Raw genomic sequence first — 21922 nt, 5'->3', positions numbered from 1 at the left:
AGGGGATTGCCTGCGATGATTTTATCGGGAGGGTAATGACGTCAGGCTGACGCCCCCCTGACAATTCTGTCAGCTAACCCGGGTCCCGGCTCAGTACCGGATTGAGCATTGTCTGCCGCTTTATCCGCTTGTAGCGCAAAGGTGAGGCCAAAAGTATTGATGCCACCTTCACTACGGGCAAAGACATCTCCCCGGTGCATAATGGCGACGGCACGCACGATCGACAGGCCCAGTCCATGATGGGTATCACTCCTGGCCCGGGAGGTGTCGACGCGATAAAAACGCTCGAAAAGCCGGTGTAAGTGCTCTGGCGCTATAGGCTCGCCCGGGTTTGAAACTTCAACACAGGCTTGATGACCTTTTTCGCTTAAGCGTACCGTAACTGTACTATTGGAGGGTGAATGCCTTGCGCTGTTTTCCAGTAAATTGGCCAGTGAACGGTGGAACAGCCGCCGGTCGATGTGCGCGGTGACATCTCCCTCTACATCCAGAGAAAGCTGTTTTTCAGCAAAAGAAGGCTCTACATATTCCGCTGTTTTCAGGGTTTCTTCTCGCAGGGACACCTTAGTCAACTGGGACGCATGTTCACCCGCGTGGGCATGGGACAGGAACAGCATGTCGTTAACGATAGACGTCATGCGTTCAAGTTCTTCCAGGTTGGAGCCCAGTAACTCTTCCAGTTCATCATGTGAACGTCGGCGTGAGAGACCCAGCTGCGTCTGGCCGATCAGATTAGTTAGCGGAGTCCGGAGCTCATGCGCAACATCGGCATTAAAGCTTTCGAGCTGCCTCCAGGCGACCTCTTGCCGTTCCAGCACGCCATTAAAAGATGATGCTAATTGCTGTAATTCGTCAGGTAATGCTTCGGTATTCAGGCGCTGACCATGGTCCCCGGGAGCGAGATGCCGGGCCTGTTTACTGAGCGCCCCAACGGGACGAAGACCGATCCTTGAAACGATGTACCCCAGTAAGGCGACAATCACGACGCCCAGTGCGGTAATGATCAGCAACGTACGCGTGAACGCATCGAGTGTGCCCATATACGGCGTGGAGTCGATGGCAACCACATAGCGCAGCTCAGGCCGCTCACCGTTGGCGGGGATCATTTTCACTAACAGAAACAGCGAGCATGCACCTTCTGATGCGCCGGGCACTTTATTAAAGCCTTCCCGCAAAGAAGACCACTGAACGCCCACCGGTGGTGTTCCCCCCATGCTAAAGCGTGGGTTATCGCTCACTATCCAGTAGCGAACGCGTTCACCTTCAGAATTGGTTAATACGGTAAATTTATTGGCAAGCAGTGACCAGCCGTCAGCAGAGGTTCGTGCGGTGATCCACGGACTCATTAATGATTCCCGGAATAGCAGCTCGTTGTGCATCTGCTTTTGCAAAGAGTCATGCAAGGAGCTTCTGAGCAGGATGCCGATAACGGAAACAATCAGCAGCGCGGATAAGGCAAACATCAGCGCCAGGTGAACGGAGATGGAACGCTTAAGCATGCTTATCCCCTTCATTTATTCGGACCGGACTTCGAGGACATACCCCATGCCACGAACGGTATGTAACAGCTTGATATCGAACGGCGCATCCACTTTGGCCCGAAGTCGTTTAATGGCCACTTCAACCACGTTGGCATCGCTGTCGAAATTCATGTCCCATATCTGCTCCGCAATCATCATTTTTGACAGAATCTCTCCCTGATGCCGGGCCAAAAGGCTCAACAGGGAAAACTCTTTCGCGGTCAGCTCCAGCCGTGTTCCGGCGCGAAATACGCGACGAGCCAGCAGGTCGAGATGCAGATCGTGAATTTGCAGCTGGGTGATGTCTGCGCCATCCGTAGCGCGGCGGCGCACCAGTGCCTGAATACGCGCCACCAGCTCAATCAGCGAGAAGGGCTTGGGCAGATAATCATCCGCGCCAAGGCGAAGTCCTTTAACGCGTTCATCGACCGAACCCCGAGCCGAGAGCATCAGCACCGGCGTCTGTTTGGCTGCTCGCACACCCTCAAGTACCCGGTAACCATCCATCCCCGGCAGCATTACATCCAGTATTATCGCGTCGTAGTCGAACTCCAGCGCGTAATGAAGTCCTTCCGCGCCATCTGCAGAGACATCTACCGTAAACCCGGACTCACCCAGCGCACGGGAGAGATAGGTTGACGTTTTTTCTTCATCTTCGACTAACAACAGGCGCATAACGGGACTTCCTCTTAACTTTTCATTGGTGCTTCAACATCGGAATAAACCTGCACGGCATCCGGCAGACGTTGCCCCTGGATAGTGATCGCATCCAGTGAGCGGGTGAGCTCGGTCATCTCAGCGGAAGTCAGCGATACGCCGGTAGCCGCTGTGTTTTGCAGCATATGGTCTTTATTGGTGGTGCCAGGGATGGGGACAATCCAGGGTTTACGCGCAAGGAGCCATGCCAGAGCAATCTGTCCCGGTGCCGCATTTTTTCGTATTGCCCAGGATTTCAGTAGTTCAACCAGCTGTAAGTTGTGTGGCAAGTTTTCAGGCGAGAAACGCGTTTCTGTCGCGCGGAAATCACCGGCAGCGAACCGGGTATTCTCATCAATCCAGCCCGTTAAAAACTGCACGCCGAGTGGGCTCCATGGCACGAACCCAATGCCCAGTTCTTCACACACTGGAAGCACCTGTTTTTCAGGGCCACGCCAGAGCATGGAGTATTCACTTTGCACGGCGGTAATGGGTAATGCCGCATGGGCGCGCCTCAACGTGTTGATGCCCATTTCTGACAGACCCCAGTGCAGGACTTTCCCCTGATCCATTAAATCTTTCACCACACCGGCGACATCTTCAATGGGGATCTGTGGATCAACCCGGTGTTGATACAGTAAATCGATACGATCGGTACGCAGGCGTTTGAGCATATTGTCGACGACCTGTCGGATATGCTCAGGTCTGCTGTTAAGGCCTGGCAGACGCTTACCCGTCTGTTGGTCAATGTTCCAGCCAAACTTGGTGGCGATAACGATTTTGTCCCTGAACGGGGCGACGCCTTCCCCGAGAATTTTTTCGACTTCAAACGGGCCGTAGGCTTCAGCAGCGTCAAAGAACGTTACCCCTTCATCAAATGCCCGGTGGATAACATTGATCATCTCGGGACGCCAGGGAACGGACGTGTCGTATTTACGACTCATGTTCTGCACACCCAGACCGACGGCAGATACTTCCAGCTTCCCGAGTTTACGCTTGCCCGGAGCAGCATCGCGTTGGCTGGGTTGTCTGGATGAATCGACCTGAGAGGATTGGCTCGCCGCTGATACGTGCGGAATCAGCGAGGCGGCGGCAATACCGGCTCCGGCGACTAATAGTTTGCGCCGCTCTGGCATTGTTGGGGCATTCTGTCTTTTCATTGATCGCTCCGTTTCTCAGAAAATTGAACATGAATCTCATTTAAGCGAGACCATTTTGCCTTTGGATTGCCAACATAAAGCTGACGGCTACCTGACAGCGCTGTCAGAAATGCTTTCCCATCCCAGCCTGTTTCCTGACAAAAATGTTATTTCCCTGTCACGATGCTGACAGCCCTCTCCGCCTAATCTGAGCCTGCAAATTTGACTCTGCGGGCCTGTATAACCAGGCCGACACTCATCGGGAGAGACCATGAAATTCACGCTTATCAGTGCAATGCTACTCACGGCAATGGCCGGAGTGACCTCAGTCAATGCGGCTGATTACAAAAAAAATCCATTCACACTCGTCTATGACGGTGCCATAACTGAGAACGTCAAAGGCAAGGTCAACATTCATCCCGTGAAATACGATCTGCATGGCATCCAGATTGCTGCGAATGTCTATACCCCTGCTAACTACGATCCCGCCAAAAAATACCCTGCTGTAGTGGTGGCACATCCTAATGGCGGCGTAAAAGAACAGGTCGCCGGGTTGTATGCTCAGCGTCTTGCCGAGCAGGGATACATCACGATTACCGCCGATGCGGCGTATCAGGGCGCTAGCGGTGGGATGCCGCGCAGCGTGGATAAACCTGCTAATCGTATCGAGGACATTCACGGCATGGCTGACTACATCAGTCAGTATCCTGGTGTAGATACCGCCCGCCTTGGTCTGCTGGGTATTTGCGGAGGCGGCGGGTATTCACTTGTTGCGGCTGAAACTGACAAGCGGTTCAAATCGATAGCAACCATCAGCATGTTTAATTCAGGCCTTGTGCGCCGCAACGGTATGCAGGATTCACAGCTGGATACTATCCAGCAGCGTCTTCAGCAGGCTTCTGACGCACGTGCTCAGGAAGCAGCCGGAGGAGAAGTGCTCTACTCCGGCGATGCCAACCTGACTGATGAACAGATTGCTAAATTACCTTTTGCCTTGTATCGCCAGGGCTACGAGTACTACTGGAAAACCCACGCGCACCCGAATTCCACGTTTAAATACACCACCAGCAGTCTTCTGGATTTGATGAGCTTTGACGTAACGGACCATATCAATCTCATCAATAAACCGCTGCTGATGATTGTCGGTACAAAAGCGGATACGCTCTATATGACTGAAGACGCGTTCGCGAAAGCCACTAGTACGAAGGACAAAGAACTCTTCCTGATCGATGGCGCTACCCATATCGAGACGTATTGGGTGCCCAAATACGTTGACCAGGCAATGCAAAAGTTAGACGTCTTCTTCAATAAGAATATTTAGTTAGCCTCCGATGATGCCCCAGCCGCGCAGGCTGGGGTATGTCCATCAGCTGTAGCCATTTTCCGCTTGCGTGTTCACGCGATAGACCCAGATTAACGAAGTTGCGGTTAAAGATAATTACGCTGCTTAAATAGGCGCTATGAATAGAATTCATAGACCTAATCTGGAACCGGGAATGAAAACGATGAGACTGATGTGACAGGATGGATCTGGATAGAGTGAATCATTCACTTCAAATTACTTTCAGGCGGAGAAGCAAATGAGTTCGCAAGAGCCAACATTTAGTGAGGTAGTAAAAAACAGATACTCGGCAAGAGCCTTTCTTCCAACTCCTATCCCCAGAGAGATCCTCAAAGACATTTTGCTCGAAGCGCAATGCGCACCATCCAACTGCAATACTCAACCCTGGTCCCTGCATATTGTTGCAGGAGATAAACTTCGTGAATTAAGCCACGCACTGACGGAAGATCTGAGGGCGGGGAACTACAGTCTTGATTTTACCTTTGATAAAGAAGCTTATCCCGAGCCATTCAGGCAACGGGCTTCGGAGCAGGGGCGCTCGTACTATCAGGCACTGGGCGTTGCGCGGGGGGATAACTTAAGTCGCTCAGAAGTGGTCGAGCGTAATGTGAGATTTTTCGGCGCGCCTCATGTTGCTCTGCTGTTCATTCCTGCTGTAGGGGACAACGTTCGCGTAGCCTCGGACGCCGGTATGTATGCCCAGACATTCCTGCTTTCTCTGGCAGCTCGAGGTTACGCAGGCGTTCCACTGAACCGCTCCGGTTTTCCTGGAGAGTATTTTGCCTGAGTGATCAGGCTGCCACATCCCGGTCATTCAGCGAAGCGTAATAGGCTTTTTCTGCCTCCACTGGCGGGATATATCCGGTCCGTTCCATCAATCGGTGATTATTGTACCAGTCCACCCATTTCAGCGTAGCCAGCTCAACATCCTGTCGGGTTTTCCAGCTTTGCCTGTGGATCACCTCCGCTTTGTACAACCCGTTGATACTTTCTGCCATCGCATTGTCATATGAGTCGCCCGTGCTGCCTGTTGAAGCCAGCAGCTCCGCGTCCTGCAGCCGTTGCGTGTACGCCAGTGACACATATTGCGAACCTTTGTCGCTGTGATGGATGGTACCGCTCGGGCGTCTGGCCCACAGCGCCTGCTCCAGTGCATCCAGCACGAACGACGTTTCCATCGTGGATGAGACCCGCCAGCCCACGATAACACCGGCGAACACATCAATGATGAAGGCCACATATGCGAACCCCTGCCAGGTGCTGACGTAGGTAAAATCGGCCACCCAAAGACTATCGGGCCGTTCAGCCACGAACTGCCGGTTCACCCGATCCTGCGGTGTTTCGGCTTTGTTGCTGCGGGTGGTTCTGACACTTTTGCCGCGTGTCACCCCACGTAGCTGCAGGGCTTTCATCAGGCGCTCAATGGTGCAGCGGGCAACGCCGACACCTTCACGTTTTAGCTGTCGCCAGACCTTACGCACACCGTAAACGCTGTAGTTTTCTTCGTATACGCGCTGTATCTCAGGTATCAGCACGGCATCGCGTTTATCCCGACTACTGCGTCGTTCAGGACACTTCCGGCGTTGCTGATGCCAGTAGTACGTTGACGGAGCAATATCCAGCTCATGACAGACTGGCCCGACCCCGTGTTCACCGCTCAGATTTTCCAGAAGCGGCATTATTTTTTCCAGTGGCGGTCGAGCTCCGCCTGGGCAAAATACGCTGAAGCCTGACGCAGAATATCATTGCTGCGGCGCAGCTCGCGGACTTCCCGCTCCAGTTCTTTCAGACGCTGGCGTTCGCTGGCAGTCAGCGCATTCTGCTCATCATCAACGGGCTCCTGCTGACGGATCCAGATACGCAATGTCTCGGGAGTGCAGCCGATCTTAGGGGCAATGGAGCAGATAGCGGCCCATTGTGAGTTGTAGGTATTCTGGTTTTCCAGAACCATACGAATAGCGCGTTGACGAACTTCAGGGGGAAATCGGTTATGTTTTGTCATCCTGGTTACCTCTCTCAAAGAGTGTAGTCTCCAGGAAAACCGGAGCGGTTCACACAGGCAGTGCTGAGTTATTTTGCCCAAACGGTGCGTCGAATATTAAATGTTCCTGAGAGTTTCAGGCTGCTTTACGGTATTTCTTTTGGGATCCCAGATAAAAGACATCCCTCCCTGAGTTACAGGGAAGGGCGGGTATCTCTGGACGAAAGTGTCGTCTGGCATCAATAACTACGTTTTATTTTTTTATCTGAACGGTCAGTGCCATCAGGGCGCTGGCTGCTGTAAACAACGCAATTATCCAGCCCATCGTCCATGGTGTGCCATCACTGAACAGGGCAAGAAGAAGTGAAGAGATGATGCCGCTGCCGTATTGTAACGCGCCCATTAGCGCCGATGCGGAGCCAGCCACATTAGGCACTGCGTCCAGAGCGCAAGCCGTGGATGTCGCCGCGATGATGCCATTCATAGAGAAGAACACGAACACAGCACCGACAATCACGGTAATTCCACCCACACCCAGGCCGGTGGTGACTGCCAGCACTATTGCCGCAATAGCGGCGATGAATACGGCATTCCTGAGCAACGCTTCTAGTGGATAGCGGTGAACCAAACGTCTGTTGACCATGCTCACCGCCATCAGTCCAACAATGTTTACTGCAAACAGCCAACCGTAATGCTGCGGGTCAACGCCGAAGTATGTGATGTACACAAATGGGGAACCGGTGATAAAGGCGTAGGCTGCAACGTAGTAGAACGTCAAGCACAAAGTAAATCGCATGTATCTGGCGTTGGTGAGCAAGGCATAGTAGTTGTGAAATGCTCTGGTTACGGAGGCGTGCGAGCGTTTTTCAGCAGGTAATGTCTCCGGCAACCAGAATAAAGACATCAGCATTAATGTCCCGATAATCGCCAGCAGCCAGAAAATGGCATGCCACGAGGTGACTTTAATCATCTGCCCGCCGATCAGGGGCCCGGCAATCGGCGCGATGGCCATGATGATCATCAGAGTCGAAAGCATTTGTGCTGCACGAGTGCGGCTAAACAGGTCACGGATCATTGCTCGAGCCAGCATCGGCCCGGTACAGGCACCTAACGCCTGAAAAACTCGCCAGAAGACAATTTGTACAATATCTGTTGATAACGCGCAGCCCACCGAGCCGATGATAAATAGACCTAAACCGATAAACAGCGGTAGACGGCGTCCATAACGATCGCTAATTGGTCCCCAAATCAGTTGTGCAATGCAAAAACCGATAAGGAACCCTGTGATTGTCAGCTCTGCGTCACCCTGTAAATCTTTTGCCATGACCGGCATAGCCGGAAGATAGATGTCGGTTGATAACGAAGTAACAGCCATTAACGCGCTGAGAATGAGTAGAAACGAGAGACCGGTTTTTTTAGCTGTAGCTGACTGTGTTTTTGCCTGTTGATTAAGCATGGTGATCCGTTGGACATGAAGAGATAGGGGTATGTTAACGGGTTTGTGCTTGTTGATAATCACAGGCAGGAGGATTGGGACTATGAGTGATATTCATTAATCGAAAAGATTATTGCAGGTTTTTTGGGGCCAGCGATAAGCAGTATTCTCATAGTGTTACCGAACTGCAATGCCAGTAGAAATGGGTGGCAATAACTACGTTGTCGGAAAACTCTTGGCAAAAGCAACTGGCGAGGCCATTTGCAATGCCGTATCTCGTAACTCAGCATAACGCTTATCGAAATCTGCTGGCTTATTTCTCTCTATCCGATGGACTTTTATTTCCTTTAACTCCCCGTCCGGTTCGACTTCACGCCATGCAGCCGCCAGCAATGACATTACTTCCTGAATTTCATCCGATGCAGAAGAGTCATATCGGGGAAGACTGCAAACACCCAAATTGAATAGCATCATCATCCGACATGTCGAGGTACTTTCTGCCTCCCACAGCCAGCGAAGAAGAGTAGGCTGCGACGGTTTACCCGCTTCAATACGTATCTTTGAATATTCGCCAATTCTGCAATAGGCTTCAGCGTGAAAACGTAGCAACTGGGCATTACCTTGTTGTACGTTGTCGCAGGAGTGGCAATTCGCATACTGTAGAGTAAACCCCAGCGCAGACAGTTGTGGGTAATGATCAGTCGCCTGCTGCAATACTCTACGAATAAGCATGACATTGTTACCATCAGAGTTCGTCTTTAACGCTTCATTTTCAGCGCAATTGTTCATCAGTTTCTCTTTCAATAATGGAAATAAAGGGCGTGTGTAAAAGGGGAAGTTGTGGCCGAAAAAGTCGTTTTCTGCTTTTGACGCGGGTTACTGCGGTTAGGAGCATTCCACGTTCGGGCATGCCATGAAATCGGCTGATGCCATAAAGGTTTCATCATGCAGAAAATGCGATACCTGCCCGTTCGGGGCAAGAACCAGCACTACCGGACTCTTGCAGTGGAAACAGTACAGTTTCCAGAATGAGGGATAGCGAAAATCTTCTGCATTGACCAGATTCCCCCATTCATCGACCGCGCATTTAGCAGGTTGTTGTTTCATACCGATACCTTAAAATTTTGCCTGGCAGGGGATGCAGGCAAATCACCGCACCACTGGCCTTCTGGTAAAACTCTGCTGATGTGTTGCTGGAGACCTTCACAGGCCTGTTGAAACTTGCAGGTATCGGCAGAACTTGCCCGTCGGCAGTAGAGCAGTGAGGCTTTACTTAACTGCTCAAGAGCTCTCAAACGCCAGCCACGCCGCTCGGCATCACTGCAACATCCAGCCAGGCTATCCCGGCAGATCCTTAGCCGGGTGATGTGTAAACGGTATTCCGCCACTTTTACCGCGATTGTGTTCTTTGGCTGTTTCATTTTTGATTTCCCTTGTTTGACAGGTATGAGAAATACCCGACAGGTAAGCTGCCGGGTATAAATGGAGTTGTGGAATTGTTGATTCAGTAAAGGTCGGAACGTCAGGCTTCCAGAGGCAGGTTCAGTCACGACTGCGAGGACATTATTTGTCGCCGTATAACGGGGTTTGTTCAGGATGCAGAGCCAGTTGCGTAGCCGTAGGATCAGGGGCCTGGCTTACGTGGACGCCCTGCCGCTGATCGTGGAGGAACGTCATTACAGCCGTATGCACACAAACCTTCTTTTTGTTCTTCCTTAGCCAGATAGCTCAGAACATGACGGATATTGTTAATGCTTTCCGGATCGTTATACCGAACAGGTATATTGATATTTCTAGAATACTGCGGCCGATATTCACATCGGTGCGATACGCCGTCCCGGTGCGTTATTTCCTCCCAAAGTGTATTTGCTGTAAGGGCAAAGGGATAAGAGTGCTGTGTTTTTTGTCTGTCCAGCCAGAATACGACATGCGCATGGTATCTATGTCGTTCAGTCCATTCGACAACCCAGAAATAGCCCACCACACCTTTCTCTTTTGTCATTTTTTCCATTAGTTCACGCAAGTCATGTTCAAGTGTTTGGTGATTTAAGTGTGAATACCTGGCACTTTCCTTTTGGTAGAAAAAATCCATACGTAATGCCAAAAGACATGAGTATCTGTTTATCATTTCATCGATATGTGCATTAAGAACTGAAGCCAGGAACCAGTCTTCATTAAAAGTTCTATCTGAATTTTTTAGCATGATTATTCCACTGCTGATGATGAGAGAGGCCAGTGCAAGCACTAAGTTAATGCATGTTTCATGCAAGACTTTTCTTTAAGGCAATGCTGAGCTGATACTTAAATTAATTATTGCTTTAAAGACGAGACTGGTTGTTCCAATAGTATTTGCGAGGGTGTTTAAAAGAGATATTGACAGTAAGCGGTGAATATAAGAACAAATGAGAGTGAGTATAATTATATTAAAAAACCTATATTAAATTACGTAACCTTGCTGTGTAAAACACCAACACTAAAGGTTCTAACCTCGAGATGCTTGTATTTTATCCAGCATCCATTTTTCCACTTCGCTTTTTAGCCAGCGTGAACTGCGACCCAGTTTAATTGGTGCAGGGAACGCATTCTCTGAAATTAATCGGTAGAACCATTTGTCTGTCATGTTTGTATAGGCGGTGATGAACGTCATATCAACGAGCTGATCATTCAGTAAAGATGTGGTTGTCTGGGTGCTGGATGATATCGGATGAGTTTTGTTTGTCATGGAAATGCTCCCGCAATGTAGTGTGAGTTCGGGAGGCGATGTGTGGTACCCAGTGGTACCTTGGATATTCACCTCACACCATGGTACTCAACAGTAAAAAAATACAGTTAATATCTTTTATGCTCAGTATGTGCCCTTTTTTAGGGTGTACTTAAGAGAGTCCTATCGAGCCGCCTGCAAGCAAATTTTAGACTGTGTAAAGCTATGTTGATTTTCCAGAAGTACCTCTCAAGGTTGAGATTCACAGCTCTGCGCGTTTAGCGCATAGCAAGCTATGTCATAGCGCTAACGAGGCTTTCACCGCCATGATCGATTTTTTCGCGCATGCTAAAAAAACGAAATTTACAAATGAGAATGACAATCACTATCAGATTTATTGGTGTTAGACACCTTTAATTTTTAAATTCCAGGTTGGTATTCAAAAGGGAGTGTTTCTTTCTTACCTGACGCCCATAGCAATATATTATCTTTGATTTTGATTACATCCGTACTAAAGAAAGAGTTGTAAAGCTCCAATAATTCAGGATAAGAATCCAAATCCAACTCAAGCATCATGAAGATAATCATTACGGACCTGTACAAATGACCATTTTTATCAAACTTACTTGATAAAAATGAATAAACTTCGGGGGTGCCATTTCTTGCCATGTTAAAAATAACATGAATTGCTATTAACTCTAACGTAAAGGATTCATTTTTGTATTTTTTAGCGAGTTTTAACATCGAATCATTCACGCCAACGACATTCAGTCTTTTTAGTTCATTTAATAAGAGGCCAAATAATGGAGGGACATCGCCAGGGCTAAGATACGGTAGATTATTACTATATTGGTGAGGGTGTACAGATGTCTCAATTGTTAATTGGAGTAATTTTAATGCCACAACCCGTTCATCCTCTAACTCAATTAAAGATTTGTACAGGCTGAGTGGTTTTTTTACGTTAGTAGTCCCCCTGGAATTGCGGTTTTTTGCGAGTTGATTAATTACTTTGTTTTTTAAAGTAATAGGTGTGATAATGTTTTGTTGGTGTGAGGAATCTCCTATCTTACTTGGGGAAGGAAGTTTATAAAGTTGCAATTTTAAATTTCCCTCGCCGCCACCAAGATAATTCATTGCATAAAGCTTGCTGTTTTTACAAAAATTAATCCAGGAGTAGATACTATACAGTTCCGTTACTTCATTTAATGAAACAGGAAGATCCGGCCCGATTCTTATACGGCGTACATAGCTTTCTGTGTTTCTCCAAGCCGGTGTTTTTCGTATTAATACAAGCTTCTCTCTGGCCTGTCTTATTAATCCAGCATTTTCAATTGAAGATATCTTTCTGACATATCCCCTCCTGCTATTGAATGCGCAATAGTAAATGCGCCCCTTCTTTAATCGTTTTATTTTACGAGGGATATATTTATTAATCCGATAAACAAGGTCTTTTTCCTTGCGCTCACTCAGTTCGCAGAAGCGCAAATAATGTTTTTTACAGAGCCTTTTACGTTTTGCTTCAGGTAATGGGGACACTAAACGATTGCAGTTTTTTCGTACACATTTAGCCATTTCATATTCCCTCATTCCAGAAAAATTTAAACCTATATTACTCCTTTGAACAGACGGTTAACCATTTTCCGGCGCTATTTTTTCACAGGAGTAAATCATGCCTCAAATCCCCGACCCGCAGGATACAAGCAATGTTCTGCGCACCTGTCTTAATCTCTTACCCCCGCATTCTGCTGAACGTATTCTTTCCCGCCTCCAGGAGGCGATTCGCTATGAACCCATGATAGGCATCATGGGCAAAAGTGGTGCGGGCAAGAGTTCATTATGCAACGCGCTTTTTCAGCAACCCGTTTGCCTGACCAGTGATTTGCTCGGTTGCACCCGGGAACCCCAGCGGATGATCCTAGATGTGGGTAATCGTTGTATGACGCTGGTGGATTTACCGGGTGTGGGTGAGACACCGGAATACGACGAGGAATATCTGGCGCTCTATAAGGCGTTGCTGGCAGAGCTGGATTTGATTATCTGGGTGCTGCGTGCCGATGACCGTGCCCGGGCAACAGATATCAGTGCGTACAGGGCACTGATGGAAGCAGGTGCCGATCCTTCACGTTTCCTGTTTGTACTGACTCAGGCCGACCGTATTCCGCCCCTCAGGGATGGTGAGCCCTGGCAAGCATCACCTTCTTCTGAGCAATGCCTTTCACTAGCAGCGGTCAGTGCTCAGGTTGCCGGACAGTTGCCGTCCTCTTTCCCGGTCATGGCTGTCTCTGCACATACCGGCTATAACCTGCCCGCCATGGTGGAGTTGATGGTGCATGCCTTACCCGTACAGGCCAGCAGTGCCGTGTATTGCCAGCTGAAACCAGAGAATCAGACCCCGGACAGCGACGCCGCTGTACGGCAGCAGTTTGGTGAGGCAGCGGGTAAGGCTTTTGACACGGTGATTAATCCTGACCACTTGCCCTCTGCCTGGACTGCCCTGTTAAGGAGTATCAGACAGAAGTTAGTGCAACTTGCCACGGCATTATGGGACCGCATATTTGGCTGAAATCCGCCGATTTACCCCTCAATTACCACATTCAAAAAACAGTATATTGATCTGTAAAAACGATCGATAATCAAATATCGATCGTTTTTATCTATTAAAATATCGATGTATTAGCCCCCTATTGATCGCTTTTACCTATCAAAGCAAAGGGATATTTATTTTTCAAAGTCTTCATGAGCACGACGAACAGGGACGTTAACGTCATGGTTCGGATACAAAGATGGATCAGTTTTTGTGTACCGCGTCCCCCGTTGCCGCTTCTGATTCATTAATAAGGTGACATATGAAAATTCAGACCGTGATTGCACTTGTTTTGTCAGCCGTTTCGGTTTCTGCTCAGGCGGGTAACTGGGCTGTGAAAAACGGCTGGTGCCAGACGCTGACCGATAATGGTCAGGCACTGGTGATGCTGAAAAACAACACCATTGGCATCTTTGGCCAGTTACAGGGCTGCCCCAGTGGCCCGCAGGAGCTGATGGGGAGTCGCATCAGTGTAAACGGCAATCTGGTACCCACGTCTCAGTTGTGCAACCAGCAAACTGGATTTAAGGCCGTTGAGGTTGAAGGCGGACAGGCACCTGCAGCCGCCAGAAAGGCAATTGCTTCGATTGCAGGTCAGGAAACATCGACCCTTCAGGTCTTTGGTGCGCAACTGACATTCACCCGAGGGGACATGATGACGGTCTGCCCGAAATACGTATCTGGCCTTGCTGCCAGTGCCGGGAGCCCAGCGCCGGAGATTAACAAAGGCTCAGTCATGAAAGCGGCCAAAGAAGCGTACACGAAAGAGTATGACCGTGACACGGCTGAGGCCGCTGATTTTGGCAGCTACAAAGTGGAGGGAAATACTGTGGTTTATGAGGTCTACAATGCCGGGTACCGTACCTACGATAAGGTGACAGTCACCATTGGTGCTGATGGTAAGGCCACCGGTGCCAGGGTTGAATATATGGGGCAATAACGCGTTATCCGCCACGCCATTCGTAATGTTAAAGGCCATGTTCCTTCGGGAGCGTGGCCTTTTCTTTTTATACCGATAACCACACAAAGGAGTGAATTATGCGATTAGCATCCCGCTTTGGTGCGGTGAACCTTGTTCGCCGTGACCGTCCCTTAACCCGTGATGAACTTGCTCACTATGTTCCCAGCGTGTTCAGTGAGGAAAAGCATGAATCGCGCAGCGAGCGCTATACCTGCATCCCGACTATCACCCTGCTGGATAACCTGCAGCGCGAAGGTTTTCAGCCGTTCTTTGCCTGCCAGACCCGTGTGCGTAACCCCGACAAGCGGGCACACACCAAACATATGCTGCGTCTGCGCCGCGAAGGGCAGATTACCGGTAAACAGGTGCCAGAAATTATCCTACTTAACAGCCATGACGGTTCGAGTTCATACCAAATGCTGCCGGGCCTGTTCCGGTCGGTCTGTCAGAACGGACTGATTTGCGGCGAGAGCTTTGGAGAGGTGCGAGTGCCCCATAAGGGAAACGTGGTGGAAAAGGTTATCGAAGGGGCTTACGAGGTGCTTGGGGTGTTTGACAGGGTGGAGGAAAAACGCGACGCCATGCAGTCACTAATGCTTCCACCACCAGCACAACAGGCACTGGCAAAAGCTGCACTGACATATCGCTTTGGCGAGGAGCATCAGCCCGTGACGGAATCACAGCTATTGGCCCCTCGTCGCTGGCAGGATGAGTCCGGAGATCTCTGGACAACTTATCAGCGTATTCAGGAAAACCTGATTAAAGGCGGACTGGTGGGGAGAGCGGCAAACGGAAAGCGCGCAAATACCCGTGCCGTTAAGGGTATCGACAGCGACGTGAAGCTCAACCGCGCCCTGTGGGTGATGGCAGAGAACATGCTGTCATTGCTCGGTCAGTCCTGACATCGGAACGGAGACACATATTCGTGCATACCGAACCTGCTTTATCCCTCCCCGACGGTCCGTTTACCCGCCACCAGGCAACATCCCTCACAGAGCTATATAAGAACGTCGCTATCGAAGACGACCAGGGGACACATTTTCGTCTGGTCGTACGCTATAACGGCACGATGGTCTGGCGGGCATGGAACTTCGAGCCAGAAGCCGGACGGTTACTTAACTGTTACATCACATCTTACGGTATTCGTAAACCCTGACTGACTTAACGACCCCTTATTCCCGCCAGCCCTTACCGGCTGGCTTTTTTATTTCCGGAGACACTCACCATGAATATTGCCCTCCCTGATACTTCTCTTGTCCCTGCCCCCATAACCGCCACGCTCATCCCTAATGAGCAACGTCTCAGCTTCTGGCCCCAGCATTTCAGCACGGTTCCTCAGTGGATATTACTGGAGCCACGTGTCTTTAGCCGGATGGACGCGTTATGCGTGGACTACACCGGTGGCATCTGGAATTTCTTCACGCTCAGTAACGGTGGAGCATTTATTGCCCCGGACGGTGACGAAACATGGTCGTTGTGTAACGTCCTTAACGGTAATAGCGCCATCCTTGGTAATGAAGCGGCAGGCATCGCGGTTTGTCTGCTGGCCTGGAACTACCACGCCTGGCATACGGGTAGTGACGTGATGTGTGACCACTTTTACCGCCTGCGTAATTACGCCCTTCAGCATCCTGAATGCAGCGCCATTTTGCAGATTATCGACTGAGGGAAACGGTATGACTTTCGAATTAACAGCTTCACCTGCACTGCCGATGACTACCCGTCGTACGGTTCAGAGAGCACTCTCATTACTGGAGAAACATCTTCGTGAGCCGGGTGCATTGTTTACGTCCACTGCGGCGGTTCGTGACTGGCTGCGTCTGAAAATGACCGGCCTGGAGCGCGAGGTATTTATGGTGCTGTACCTGGATAACCAGCATCGTCTGTTGGAATGCGAAACATTGTTCAGCGGCACCATCAACAGTACGGAGGTGCATCCACGTGAAGTGGTGAAGGCAGGCCTGAGACATAACGCTGCAACGGCCGTACTCGCACACAATCACCCGTCTGGGCATTCAGAACCCAGCGATGCCGACAGACGAATCACTGAGCGTCTTAAACAGGCACTCGATCTGGTGGATATCCGGCTGCTGGACCACCTGGTGGTTGGCCGAATGGATATCGTCTCATTTGCTGAACGGGGCTGGCTGTAATTTCAGAGGAAAGCAACAGTATGAAAATTATCAGCAAACGTCAGGCGATGGCGATATATCGCCAGCATCCTCAGTCGCGGTTGTTTCGCTTCTGTACCGGGAAATATCGCTGGTCCGGGAGCGTCTGCCATTACTACGGCCGTGAAGTTCAGGAAATCAAAGGTGTTCTGGCCGTCTTTGCCGAGCGGCGCCAGGATCGGAACGGACCCTATGTCTGTCTGCGCAGCGTCACTCTCAATTAACTTTATAAAAGGAGCTTAAGATGTCGAATAAGACACTGACAGTGAATGACGATATTGCTGAGCCCTGGTGGGGCTTGAGTCGTAACGCCATCCCTTATTTTGGTGCTCGTCTGGTCCAGGAAGGTAACCGCCTACATTATCTGGCTGACCGCGCCAGCATAACAGGCCAATTCAATGAAGTGGATATACTCCATCTTGACCAGGCATTCCCGGTACTGCTGAAGCAGGTGGAGCTCATGCTTACCTGCGGCGAATTGAATCCCCGACACCAGCATTGCGTCACGCTCTATGCAAAGGGGCTGACCTGCGAAGCTGATACGCAGGGCTCCTGTGGCTACGTCTATATTGCCATTTACCCCACTCACACTAATCGACCTTAGAACTCACTTTTACGAGAACAACTCATGAATACTTTACCTGCAATAAACCAGCGGGCTGTTCAGTCACGTCCATCGCCCGTGGTTTTCTGGCAAATGCTGCTTGCCCGACTTCTTGAGCAGCACTATGGTCTGATGTTAAATGACACGCCGTTCAGCGATGAAGCTGTTATTAAGGGACATATCGAAGCTGGTATCACGCTTGTCGATGCCGTTAATTTTCTGGTGGAGAAGTATGAGTTAGTACGTATCGATCGCACAGGATTTACCTCAAAGGAACAAGCACCATATTTGACCGTGACAGATATCCTTCATGCCGGGAGGGCGTGCGGATTAATGAACAATTGTTCGTATCGGGAAGTAAATAATATTGTTCTTAGCCGATCGCGGTAATGAGGAAGACTTCAAGAGTCGAGAAGATTTGCACGGTCTGTGAAAAAATTGGTGATATTGGCGACTCGGTGAAAGGCTCATCGAGTCGCATGAAAAACAAGATGGGGGCACAAAAGGGGGCATGTATAAAGATGAAACAAGAAAATATGTATATTTATCAATGGTTAATTTGGTTGTGTTATGTTCCTATTATCGCACCACTTGCACATCTTCCCACGTCTATTAAAATCTACTCAAGCCGCTTGCTATAAGGCTTTAGGCGCTCCAGATAGTCTCGTAACGTCTACGGACATACCCCAAAATCCACACGTCATTGGGGGTACATCTGGGGGTATTTGCTGTTCGGTCTGGTAAAGATACCCCCAGATGAAACTCAACGCCCGCCAGACACCATAACCTACGCCGCAATATCCACTTGCGCTTCGCTGACCTGATGTTCAAGCGAAGCGCGCACGTCGTGCAGGGCTTTTTCCTGCTGGGCGAAGTAGGCTTCCATATTGCTCAGCGACGAGACCAGCAGCCAGGATTCCTCTTTTTCCAGTTCCGCCAGTTCAGTGACCAGGGTGTCGATTTGCTCACGCACCTGCGCAATTCGTTTGCGAATGCGTTCCAGGTCGTTAAGCCTGTCGCTCGCCATCAACGGCTCAAAGCCGTGTTGCAGGCGGGCCACCAGTGAGCGAATGGCTTTCACGTCGCCGCGCTGCTTCGCCTGATTGAGCTGGACCATAATGGCGTTGGCTTCTTCTTTGCGATCGTCGGCAACCAGATCCGGGTGGCAGAGCTTGCTGGCCTGCCGCCACAGCCGTTTCAGCTCGTTGCGATCGTCTTCCGACAGCGCCTTGCCTTTACGTAACCGACTCTCCACATCGTGGTGCTGTTCGCGGTATTTCTCGAACGCTTCATTTGCCTGGTCCCGTGCCTGACGCGCAGGTTCTTCTTCGCGGGTTAACCCCGTTTCCAGCTCCAGCGCTTCGGCAAGCAGATTGGCGATCAGGTTACTCTGCTGCTGCAAATGCTTACGCGCTTCAACCGCCTGTACGGAATCCGCGGGCAGCTCCCGCCAGCGTTGCGTCAGCGTGGTCATTACTTCCACCGCCTGAGCCGTATACTGCTGGCAGCGGCGATAATCCTCTTCCCGTCGCCGCGCTTCTGCCTGCTGGCGGCGCAGATTTAGCTCCGCCAGCGTTTTACGCAGCGAGAGGATCTGCTGCATCAGCGGTCCAAGGCGCGAGAAATAGAGATCGTTAAACTCATCCAACTGCTGTACCCGCGCATTGCGGCGATCGATCAGATCGCGCAGGCGTTCCTCCAGCGCTTTCAGCTCCAGTTTGCTGGCCGCCACTTGCGGATCGCGCCACTGGGTGATCGCGCGCTGGCTTTGCAGCCAGGCGGTGATCGCCGTCATCGCGCGGGTGTAGTTTTTCGCTTCCAGCGCGATGACGATCCCCTGAAGCTCATCGTCAAACGCTTCGCTTTTCAGCCGTGCCAGTTGGCTCTGGATGATGTCATCATCTTCCAGCTCGATGGCATTTTTAATGATTTCCAGCCGCTTGATCGGTGTGCTCATGATGCGTTTCGCTTTGGCGCTTAAGTCGTTGAGGTAAGGTTAGTTGTGGTTCAGTTCAGCGCAAATAATACACACGGATTATGATCGGCGCGATGGAGGATTTCTTTAGTTTTACCTGGCGTGACGCCGGTAATAATTAAAGACGTTTTAAATATCATGACGCGTCAGCCCGACATCCTTCAGTTGCTCATCACTCATCCTCTGCAAAATTCGGCGTGTCCGGTGAACGCGATAGCCGCTTTTTATCGCTTCCCACAGCCAGATAAACACGACGAACGGACGTTTTGCACGATTTTCATTGAATTCCATGATGTTTTCCTCACTGGTCAGAGGCTTTATCATCATGCAATCTCACTGTGGCAATACAGAGCCAAAAACAACTTTTATTTAACATACAGATTGGTTAAAACAGTATCTGAATGCCATTTTTAACAGCAAACTGTACCGGTTTATTTATCTGTATGATGCAACCCAGGGATACAGCATGACCCGTTACCAACATCTGGCCAATCTGCTGGCAGAGCGTATTGAACAAGGCCTGTATCGCAGCGGCGAACGGTTACCCTCGGTGCGTACGCTGAGCCAGGAGCACGGCGTGAGCATCAGCACCATACAGCAGGCCTACCGGCTGCTGGAAAACCTTCAGCTGATCACCCCGCTGCCGCGCTCCGGCTACTTTGTCTCGCCACGCAAAGCGCAACCGCCAGTGCCCGCCATGACGCGCCCGGTCCAGCGCCCGGTGGAAGTCTCCCAGTGGGACGAGGTGATGACGCTGCTTGATACGCGCGGCGATAAAAACGTGGTGCCCTTTGGCAGCGGCTCGCCGGATTTGGATCAACCGGGGCTTAAGCCTTTGTGGCGCGAAATCAGCCGGGTAGCCCAGCATCAGCCGGAAGCGGTGTTGAGCTATGACATGCTGACCGGACGTCAGGAGCTGCGTGAGCAAATCGCCCGTCTGATGCTGGATGGCGGGGCGGTGGTTTCGCCGGATGAAATTGTGGTTACCAGCGGATGTCACGGCGCGCTGGCTATCGCGCTGCTGTCGGTGTGCAAGGCTGGCGATATCGTGGCGGTTGAATCGCCGTCTTATCATGGCACCATGCAGATGCTGCGTGGGTTCGATATCAGAGCCATTGAGATCCCAACCGATTCGCAAACCGGCATCAGCATTGAGGCCCTGGAGCTGGCGCTGGAGCAGTGGCCAATCAAAGGCGTGCTGCTGGTGCCGAACTGTAATAATCCGCTGGGTTTTATCATGCCCGATAACCGTAAGCGGCAGATCCTGTCGTTGGCCCAGCGTCACGATATCGTGATTTTTGAAGATGATATCTACGGCGAGCTGGCGGCGGCTTATCCGCGGCCTTCAACCATTAAATCCTATGACGTGGATGGGCGCGTATTGCTGTGCAGTTCCGTTACCAAGAGCGTCGCGCCGGGGCTGCGCGTGGGCTGGATTGCGCCAGGCCGTTACTACGACAGGGTAGTGCATATGAAATACGCCGCCAGCAGTTTTGGCGTGCCGGCAACCCAGATGGCGGTCGCCAGCTTTATCCGCGATGGGCACTATCACCGGCACGTGCGGCGTATGCGCCAGATTTATCAGCAAAATATGGAAACCTATACCTGCCTGGTACGGCAATACTTCCCCTGCGGGATCTGTGTGACGCGCCCGCAGGGCGGCTTTTTGTTGTGGCTGGAACTGCCTGAGGATGTCGATATGGTGTCCGTCAGTAAACAACTGAGGCTTCAGAACATCCAGGTTGCCGCGGGCTCGCTGTTTTCGGCGTCAGGGAAATACCGCAACTGCCTGCGCATCAACTGCGCGTTACCGCCGAACGAGCGCAACCGCAATGCGCTTAAGCAGATTGGCGAGGCGGTTCAACGTGCGATGGAAGATGCCTGACGGCAGGCCGTTTATTGCGCAAAAAGCCGCTCGCCAATCTGCGCGATCGCCGTATTCGTCATTGGCATCGTCGCCTCCGTGCGGGTGATATAAATCGCCACATAAAAGGGTGCCTGCTGCGGCGGATACACTGCGGCAATAATGGCCCGCGAACCGTGGCCGCCCGCGCCGGTTTTATCGGCAATCGACCAGCCTTGCGGCAGCGTGGCGCGTAACAGCGCGTCGCCCACTTTATCTTCCCGCATCCAGCTATCCAGCGTTGCCCGGTTTGCTGGCGTCAGGGTGTTTGAGGTGAGAATTTTTTGCAGCCCCGCCGCCATGCTTTTCGGCGAGGAGGTATCGCGCGCATCGCCAGGCATGGCTTCATTCAGCGTCGGTTCGGTGCGATCCAGCCGCGTGACGTTATCGCCGAGGCGGCGCATAAACTGGGTGATGGCCTGCGGTCCGCCAAGATACGCCAGAATCCGGTTGCCCGCAGTATTGTCACTGTAGCTCACCGCCGCCGCACACAGCGTTCGCAGCGAGAGGGTCGCCGGGGCCAGATAGTTTTTGGTAATCGGCGCGTAGTCCAGGAGTTCGTCGGGTTGGATAGTGACCTGCTGATCCAGCGATCCGCCGTCTTTCTGCAACCGCTCCAGCAGGGCGGCACAGGCAAGGGTTTTAAAGGTGCTGGTCAACGGGAAGCGTTCGTCCTGCCGATAGCCGAAAACAGATTCGCCCTGCGCATTAACCACCGCCATGCCGATACGGGCGTTAAGCTGCTTTTCCTGCTGTTGCAGAAAAGCCGTCATTGCTGGAGGGCTACCCGCCATTGCGGGGGGGATCAGCGTGAGCAAAATAAAGGCGGCTATGCCGATGAGACGTTTCATGAATTATCCTTAAATGCCGCGTTTGGCTTGATGAGTTCAGACAGGTCAACCTCGCCACT

General features: G+C 51.1%; 25 protein-coding genes and 1 other annotated feature. Of the genes, 12 read left to right on the top strand and 13 right to left on the bottom strand.

Features of this window, described 5'->3' with window-relative positions; genetic code table 11:
• Window positions 1-41 precede the first annotated feature (41 nt).
• Genes FHW74_RS20430 through FHW74_RS20420 form a run of 3 tightly spaced genes read right to left on the bottom strand, consistent with a single transcriptional unit; the run spans window position 42 to window position 3376 of the window.
• Window positions 42-1499 carry a heavy metal sensor histidine kinase gene (locus FHW74_RS20430; protein WP_183172159.1) on the bottom strand — a complete coding sequence of 486 codons (1458 nt, stop codon included), beginning with the start codon at window positions 1497-1499 and terminating at the stop codon, window positions 42-44.
• A 15-nt stretch (window positions 1500-1514) separates the two neighbouring features.
• A complete protein-coding gene (locus FHW74_RS20425) occupies window positions 1515-2195 on the bottom strand; it encodes a heavy metal response regulator transcription factor (RefSeq protein WP_021571249.1) in 681 nt (226 codons plus the stop codon).
• 14 nt (window positions 2196-2209) lie between these two features.
• Window positions 2210-3376 carry an aldo/keto reductase gene (locus FHW74_RS20420; protein ID WP_183172158.1) on the bottom strand — a complete coding sequence of 389 codons (1167 nt, stop codon included), beginning with the start codon at window positions 3374-3376 and terminating at the stop codon, window positions 2210-2212.
• 274 nt (window positions 3377-3650) lie between these two features.
• Here FHW74_RS20420 and FHW74_RS20415 point away from each other — a divergent pair, with 274 nt between their 5' ends.
• Both FHW74_RS20415 and FHW74_RS20410 read left to right on the top strand, forming a co-directional pair.
• Window positions 3651-4676, top strand: a complete 1026-nt coding sequence (locus tag FHW74_RS20415; protein ID WP_255459959.1) for an alpha/beta hydrolase — start codon at window positions 3651-3653, stop codon at window positions 4674-4676.
• Between the two features lie 259 nt (window positions 4677-4935).
• Complete coding sequence (locus tag FHW74_RS20410; protein ID WP_255459956.1) at window positions 4936-5484, top strand: nitroreductase family protein; 549 nt, start codon at window positions 4936-4938, stop codon at window positions 5482-5484.
• 4 nt (window positions 5485-5488) lie between these two features.
• On the opposite strand, the gene FHW74_RS20405 is transcribed toward FHW74_RS20410, so the two are convergent.
• From FHW74_RS20405 to FHW74_RS20375, 7 genes are all read right to left on the bottom strand, one after another.
• Window positions 5489-6699, bottom strand: a protein-coding gene (locus FHW74_RS20405) for an IS3 family transposase (protein ID WP_369707198.1) whose coding sequence is annotated in 2 segments (ribosomal slippage) — window positions 5489-6414 and window positions 6414-6699 — 1212 coding nt in all. Because the reading frame shifts where the segments join, the coding sequence is not laid out codon by codon here.
• Window positions 6305-6421 (bottom strand) — a sequence feature (AL1L pseudoknot). Its footprint overlaps the gene before it by 117 nt.
• Before the next feature lie 232 nt (window positions 6700-6931).
• Window positions 6932-8134, bottom strand: a complete 1203-nt coding sequence (locus FHW74_RS20400; protein WP_183172156.1) for a multidrug effflux MFS transporter — start codon at window positions 8132-8134, stop codon at window positions 6932-6934.
• Between the two features lie 195 nt (window positions 8135-8329).
• The gene (locus FHW74_RS20395; protein WP_040240812.1) at window positions 8330-8902 is read right to left on the bottom strand and encodes a hypothetical protein; all 573 of its coding nucleotides are present in this window, start codon (window positions 8900-8902) and stop codon (window positions 8330-8332) included.
• A 96-nt stretch (window positions 8903-8998) separates the two neighbouring features.
• Complete coding sequence (locus tag FHW74_RS20390; RefSeq protein ID WP_040240815.1) at window positions 8999-9220, bottom strand: hypothetical protein; 222 nt, start codon at window positions 9218-9220, stop codon at window positions 8999-9001.
• Window positions 9221-9737: 517 nt separating this feature from the next.
• Window positions 9738-10316, bottom strand: coding sequence for an inovirus-type Gp2 protein (locus tag FHW74_RS20385; RefSeq protein ID WP_183172155.1), 579 nt, complete (start codon window positions 10314-10316; stop codon window positions 9738-9740).
• Between the two features lie 279 nt (window positions 10317-10595).
• Window positions 10596-10835 carry an AlpA family transcriptional regulator gene (locus FHW74_RS20380; RefSeq protein WP_183172154.1) on the bottom strand — a complete coding sequence of 80 codons (240 nt, stop codon included), beginning with the start codon at window positions 10833-10835 and terminating at the stop codon, window positions 10596-10598.
• A 399-nt stretch (window positions 10836-11234) separates the two neighbouring features.
• On the bottom strand, window positions 11235-12386 hold the full coding sequence (locus FHW74_RS20375) for a hypothetical protein (RefSeq protein ID WP_183172153.1): 1152 nt from the start codon (window positions 12384-12386) through the stop codon (window positions 11235-11237).
• A gap of 97 nt (window positions 12387-12483) precedes the next feature.
• On the opposite strand from FHW74_RS20375, the gene FHW74_RS20370 reads away from it, so the two are divergent.
• The 9 genes from FHW74_RS20370 (at window position 12484) to FHW74_RS20330 (ending at window position 17524) form a co-directional block, all read left to right on the top strand.
• Window positions 12484-13377 (top strand): GTPase family protein, encoded by an 894-nt coding sequence (locus FHW74_RS20370; RefSeq protein ID WP_183172152.1) that lies wholly within the window; start codon window positions 12484-12486, stop codon window positions 13375-13377.
• 283 nt (window positions 13378-13660) lie between these two features.
• The gene (locus FHW74_RS20365; protein ID WP_135719854.1) at window positions 13661-14338 is read left to right on the top strand and encodes a hypothetical protein; all 678 of its coding nucleotides are present in this window, start codon (window positions 13661-13663) and stop codon (window positions 14336-14338) included.
• Window positions 14339-14433: 95 nt separating this feature from the next.
• Window positions 14434-15261, top strand: a complete 828-nt coding sequence (locus tag FHW74_RS20360) for a DUF932 domain-containing protein (RefSeq protein WP_183172203.1) — start codon at window positions 14434-14436, stop codon at window positions 15259-15261.
• Between the two features lie 23 nt (window positions 15262-15284).
• Window positions 15285-15515: a DUF905 domain-containing protein gene (locus FHW74_RS20355; RefSeq protein WP_183172151.1), complete on the top strand. Its 231-nt coding sequence runs from the start codon at window positions 15285-15287 to the stop codon at window positions 15513-15515.
• Between the two features lie 69 nt (window positions 15516-15584).
• Entirely contained in the window at window positions 15585-16025 is a 441-nt protein-coding gene (locus FHW74_RS20350; RefSeq protein ID WP_183172150.1) for an antirestriction protein, read from the top strand.
• Window positions 16026-16035: 10 nt separating this feature from the next.
• A complete protein-coding gene (radC, locus tag FHW74_RS20345) occupies window positions 16036-16512 on the top strand; it encodes a DNA repair protein RadC (protein WP_183172149.1) in 477 nt (158 codons plus the stop codon).
• Between the two features lie 20 nt (window positions 16513-16532).
• Window positions 16533-16754, top strand: a complete 222-nt coding sequence (locus tag FHW74_RS20340; RefSeq protein WP_135719850.1) for a DUF987 domain-containing protein — start codon at window positions 16533-16535, stop codon at window positions 16752-16754.
• Window positions 16755-16774: 20 nt separating this feature from the next.
• The gene (locus FHW74_RS20335) at window positions 16775-17134 is read left to right on the top strand and encodes a type IV toxin-antitoxin system YeeU family antitoxin (protein WP_183172148.1); all 360 of its coding nucleotides are present in this window, start codon (window positions 16775-16777) and stop codon (window positions 17132-17134) included.
• Window positions 17135-17158: 24 nt separating this feature from the next.
• Window positions 17159-17524, top strand: coding sequence for a TA system toxin CbtA family protein (locus tag FHW74_RS20330; RefSeq protein ID WP_135719848.1), 366 nt, complete (start codon window positions 17159-17161; stop codon window positions 17522-17524).
• A gap of 397 nt (window positions 17525-17921) precedes the next feature.
• On the opposite strand, the gene FHW74_RS20325 is transcribed toward FHW74_RS20330, so the two are convergent.
• Window positions 17922-19091 carry a DNA repair protein gene (locus FHW74_RS20325; RefSeq protein WP_183172147.1) on the bottom strand — a complete coding sequence of 390 codons (1170 nt, stop codon included), beginning with the start codon at window positions 19089-19091 and terminating at the stop codon, window positions 17922-17924.
• 147 nt (window positions 19092-19238) lie between these two features.
• The gene (locus FHW74_RS20320; protein WP_183172146.1) at window positions 19239-19400 is read right to left on the bottom strand and encodes a DUF1127 domain-containing protein; all 162 of its coding nucleotides are present in this window, start codon (window positions 19398-19400) and stop codon (window positions 19239-19241) included.
• A 175-nt stretch (window positions 19401-19575) separates the two neighbouring features.
• Between FHW74_RS20320 and FHW74_RS20315 the strand changes: the two genes are divergently transcribed.
• The gene (locus FHW74_RS20315) at window positions 19576-20994 is read left to right on the top strand and encodes a PLP-dependent aminotransferase family protein (protein WP_183172145.1); all 1419 of its coding nucleotides are present in this window, start codon (window positions 19576-19578) and stop codon (window positions 20992-20994) included.
• Window positions 20995-21005: 11 nt separating this feature from the next.
• Here the strand turns inward: FHW74_RS20315 and bla are convergent, their stop codons facing one another.
• Window positions 21006-21863 (bottom strand): class A beta-lactamase, encoded by an 858-nt coding sequence (bla, locus tag FHW74_RS20310; protein ID WP_183172144.1) that lies wholly within the window; start codon window positions 21861-21863, stop codon window positions 21006-21008.
• Window positions 21864-21922: the final 59 nt, after the last annotated feature.

Source organism: Atlantibacter sp. RC6 (assembly GCF_014193285.1).
GTDB lineage: Bacteria > Pseudomonadota > Gammaproteobacteria > Enterobacterales > Enterobacteriaceae > Atlantibacter.
Note: the sequence above shows the minus strand (reverse complement) of the source record. Positions and strands in the feature narration are given on the sequence as shown.

What these genes read in the sequence shown, in the direction of transcription:
- FHW74_RS20430 (WP_183172159.1), bottom strand. Translation starts at nt 1,499, where the DNA reads ATGCTTAAGCGTTCCATCTCCGTTCACCTGGCGCTGATGTTTGCCTTA.
- FHW74_RS20425 (WP_021571249.1), bottom strand. Translation starts at nt 2,195, where the DNA reads ATGCGCCTGTTGTTAGTCGAAGATGAAGAAAAAACGTCAACCTATCTC.
- FHW74_RS20420 (WP_183172158.1), bottom strand. Translation starts at nt 3,376, where the DNA reads ATGAAAAGACAGAATGCCCCAACAATGCCAGAGCGGCGCAAACTATTA.
- FHW74_RS20415 (WP_255459959.1), top strand. Translation starts at nt 3,651, where the DNA reads ATGCTACTCACGGCAATGGCCGGAGTGACCTCAGTCAATGCGGCTGAT.
- FHW74_RS20410 (WP_255459956.1), top strand. Translation starts at nt 4,936, where the DNA reads ATGAGTTCGCAAGAGCCAACATTTAGTGAGGTAGTAAAAAACAGATAC.
- FHW74_RS20400 (WP_183172156.1), bottom strand. Translation starts at nt 8,134, where the DNA reads ATGCTTAATCAACAGGCAAAAACACAGTCAGCTACAGCTAAAAAAACC.
- FHW74_RS20395 (WP_040240812.1), bottom strand. Translation starts at nt 8,902, where the DNA reads ATGAACAATTGCGCTGAAAATGAAGCGTTAAAGACGAACTCTGATGGT.
- FHW74_RS20390 (WP_040240815.1), bottom strand. Translation starts at nt 9,220, where the DNA reads ATGAAACAACAACCTGCTAAATGCGCGGTCGATGAATGGGGGAATCTG.
- FHW74_RS20385 (WP_183172155.1), bottom strand. Translation starts at nt 10,316, where the DNA reads ATGCTAAAAAATTCAGATAGAACTTTTAATGAAGACTGGTTCCTGGCT.
- FHW74_RS20380 (WP_183172154.1), bottom strand. Translation starts at nt 10,835, where the DNA reads ATGACAAACAAAACTCATCCGATATCATCCAGCACCCAGACAACCACA.
- FHW74_RS20375 (WP_183172153.1), bottom strand. Translation starts at nt 12,386, where the DNA reads ATGGCTAAATGTGTACGAAAAAACTGCAATCGTTTAGTGTCCCCATTA.
- FHW74_RS20370 (WP_183172152.1), top strand. Translation starts at nt 12,484, where the DNA reads ATGCCTCAAATCCCCGACCCGCAGGATACAAGCAATGTTCTGCGCACC.
- FHW74_RS20365 (WP_135719854.1), top strand. Translation starts at nt 13,661, where the DNA reads ATGAAAATTCAGACCGTGATTGCACTTGTTTTGTCAGCCGTTTCGGTT.
- FHW74_RS20350 (WP_183172150.1), top strand. Translation starts at nt 15,585, where the DNA reads ATGAATATTGCCCTCCCTGATACTTCTCTTGTCCCTGCCCCCATAACC.
- radC (WP_183172149.1), top strand. Translation starts at nt 16,036, where the DNA reads ATGACTTTCGAATTAACAGCTTCACCTGCACTGCCGATGACTACCCGT.
- FHW74_RS20340 (WP_135719850.1), top strand. Translation starts at nt 16,533, where the DNA reads ATGAAAATTATCAGCAAACGTCAGGCGATGGCGATATATCGCCAGCAT.
- FHW74_RS20335 (WP_183172148.1), top strand. Translation starts at nt 16,775, where the DNA reads ATGTCGAATAAGACACTGACAGTGAATGACGATATTGCTGAGCCCTGG.
- FHW74_RS20330 (WP_135719848.1), top strand. Translation starts at nt 17,159, where the DNA reads ATGAATACTTTACCTGCAATAAACCAGCGGGCTGTTCAGTCACGTCCA.
- FHW74_RS20325 (WP_183172147.1), bottom strand. Translation starts at nt 19,091, where the DNA reads ATGAGCACACCGATCAAGCGGCTGGAAATCATTAAAAATGCCATCGAG.
- FHW74_RS20320 (WP_183172146.1), bottom strand. Translation starts at nt 19,400, where the DNA reads ATGGAATTCAATGAAAATCGTGCAAAACGTCCGTTCGTCGTGTTTATC.
- FHW74_RS20315 (WP_183172145.1), top strand. Translation starts at nt 19,576, where the DNA reads ATGACCCGTTACCAACATCTGGCCAATCTGCTGGCAGAGCGTATTGAA.
- bla (WP_183172144.1), bottom strand. Translation starts at nt 21,863, where the DNA reads ATGAAACGTCTCATCGGCATAGCCGCCTTTATTTTGCTCACGCTGATC.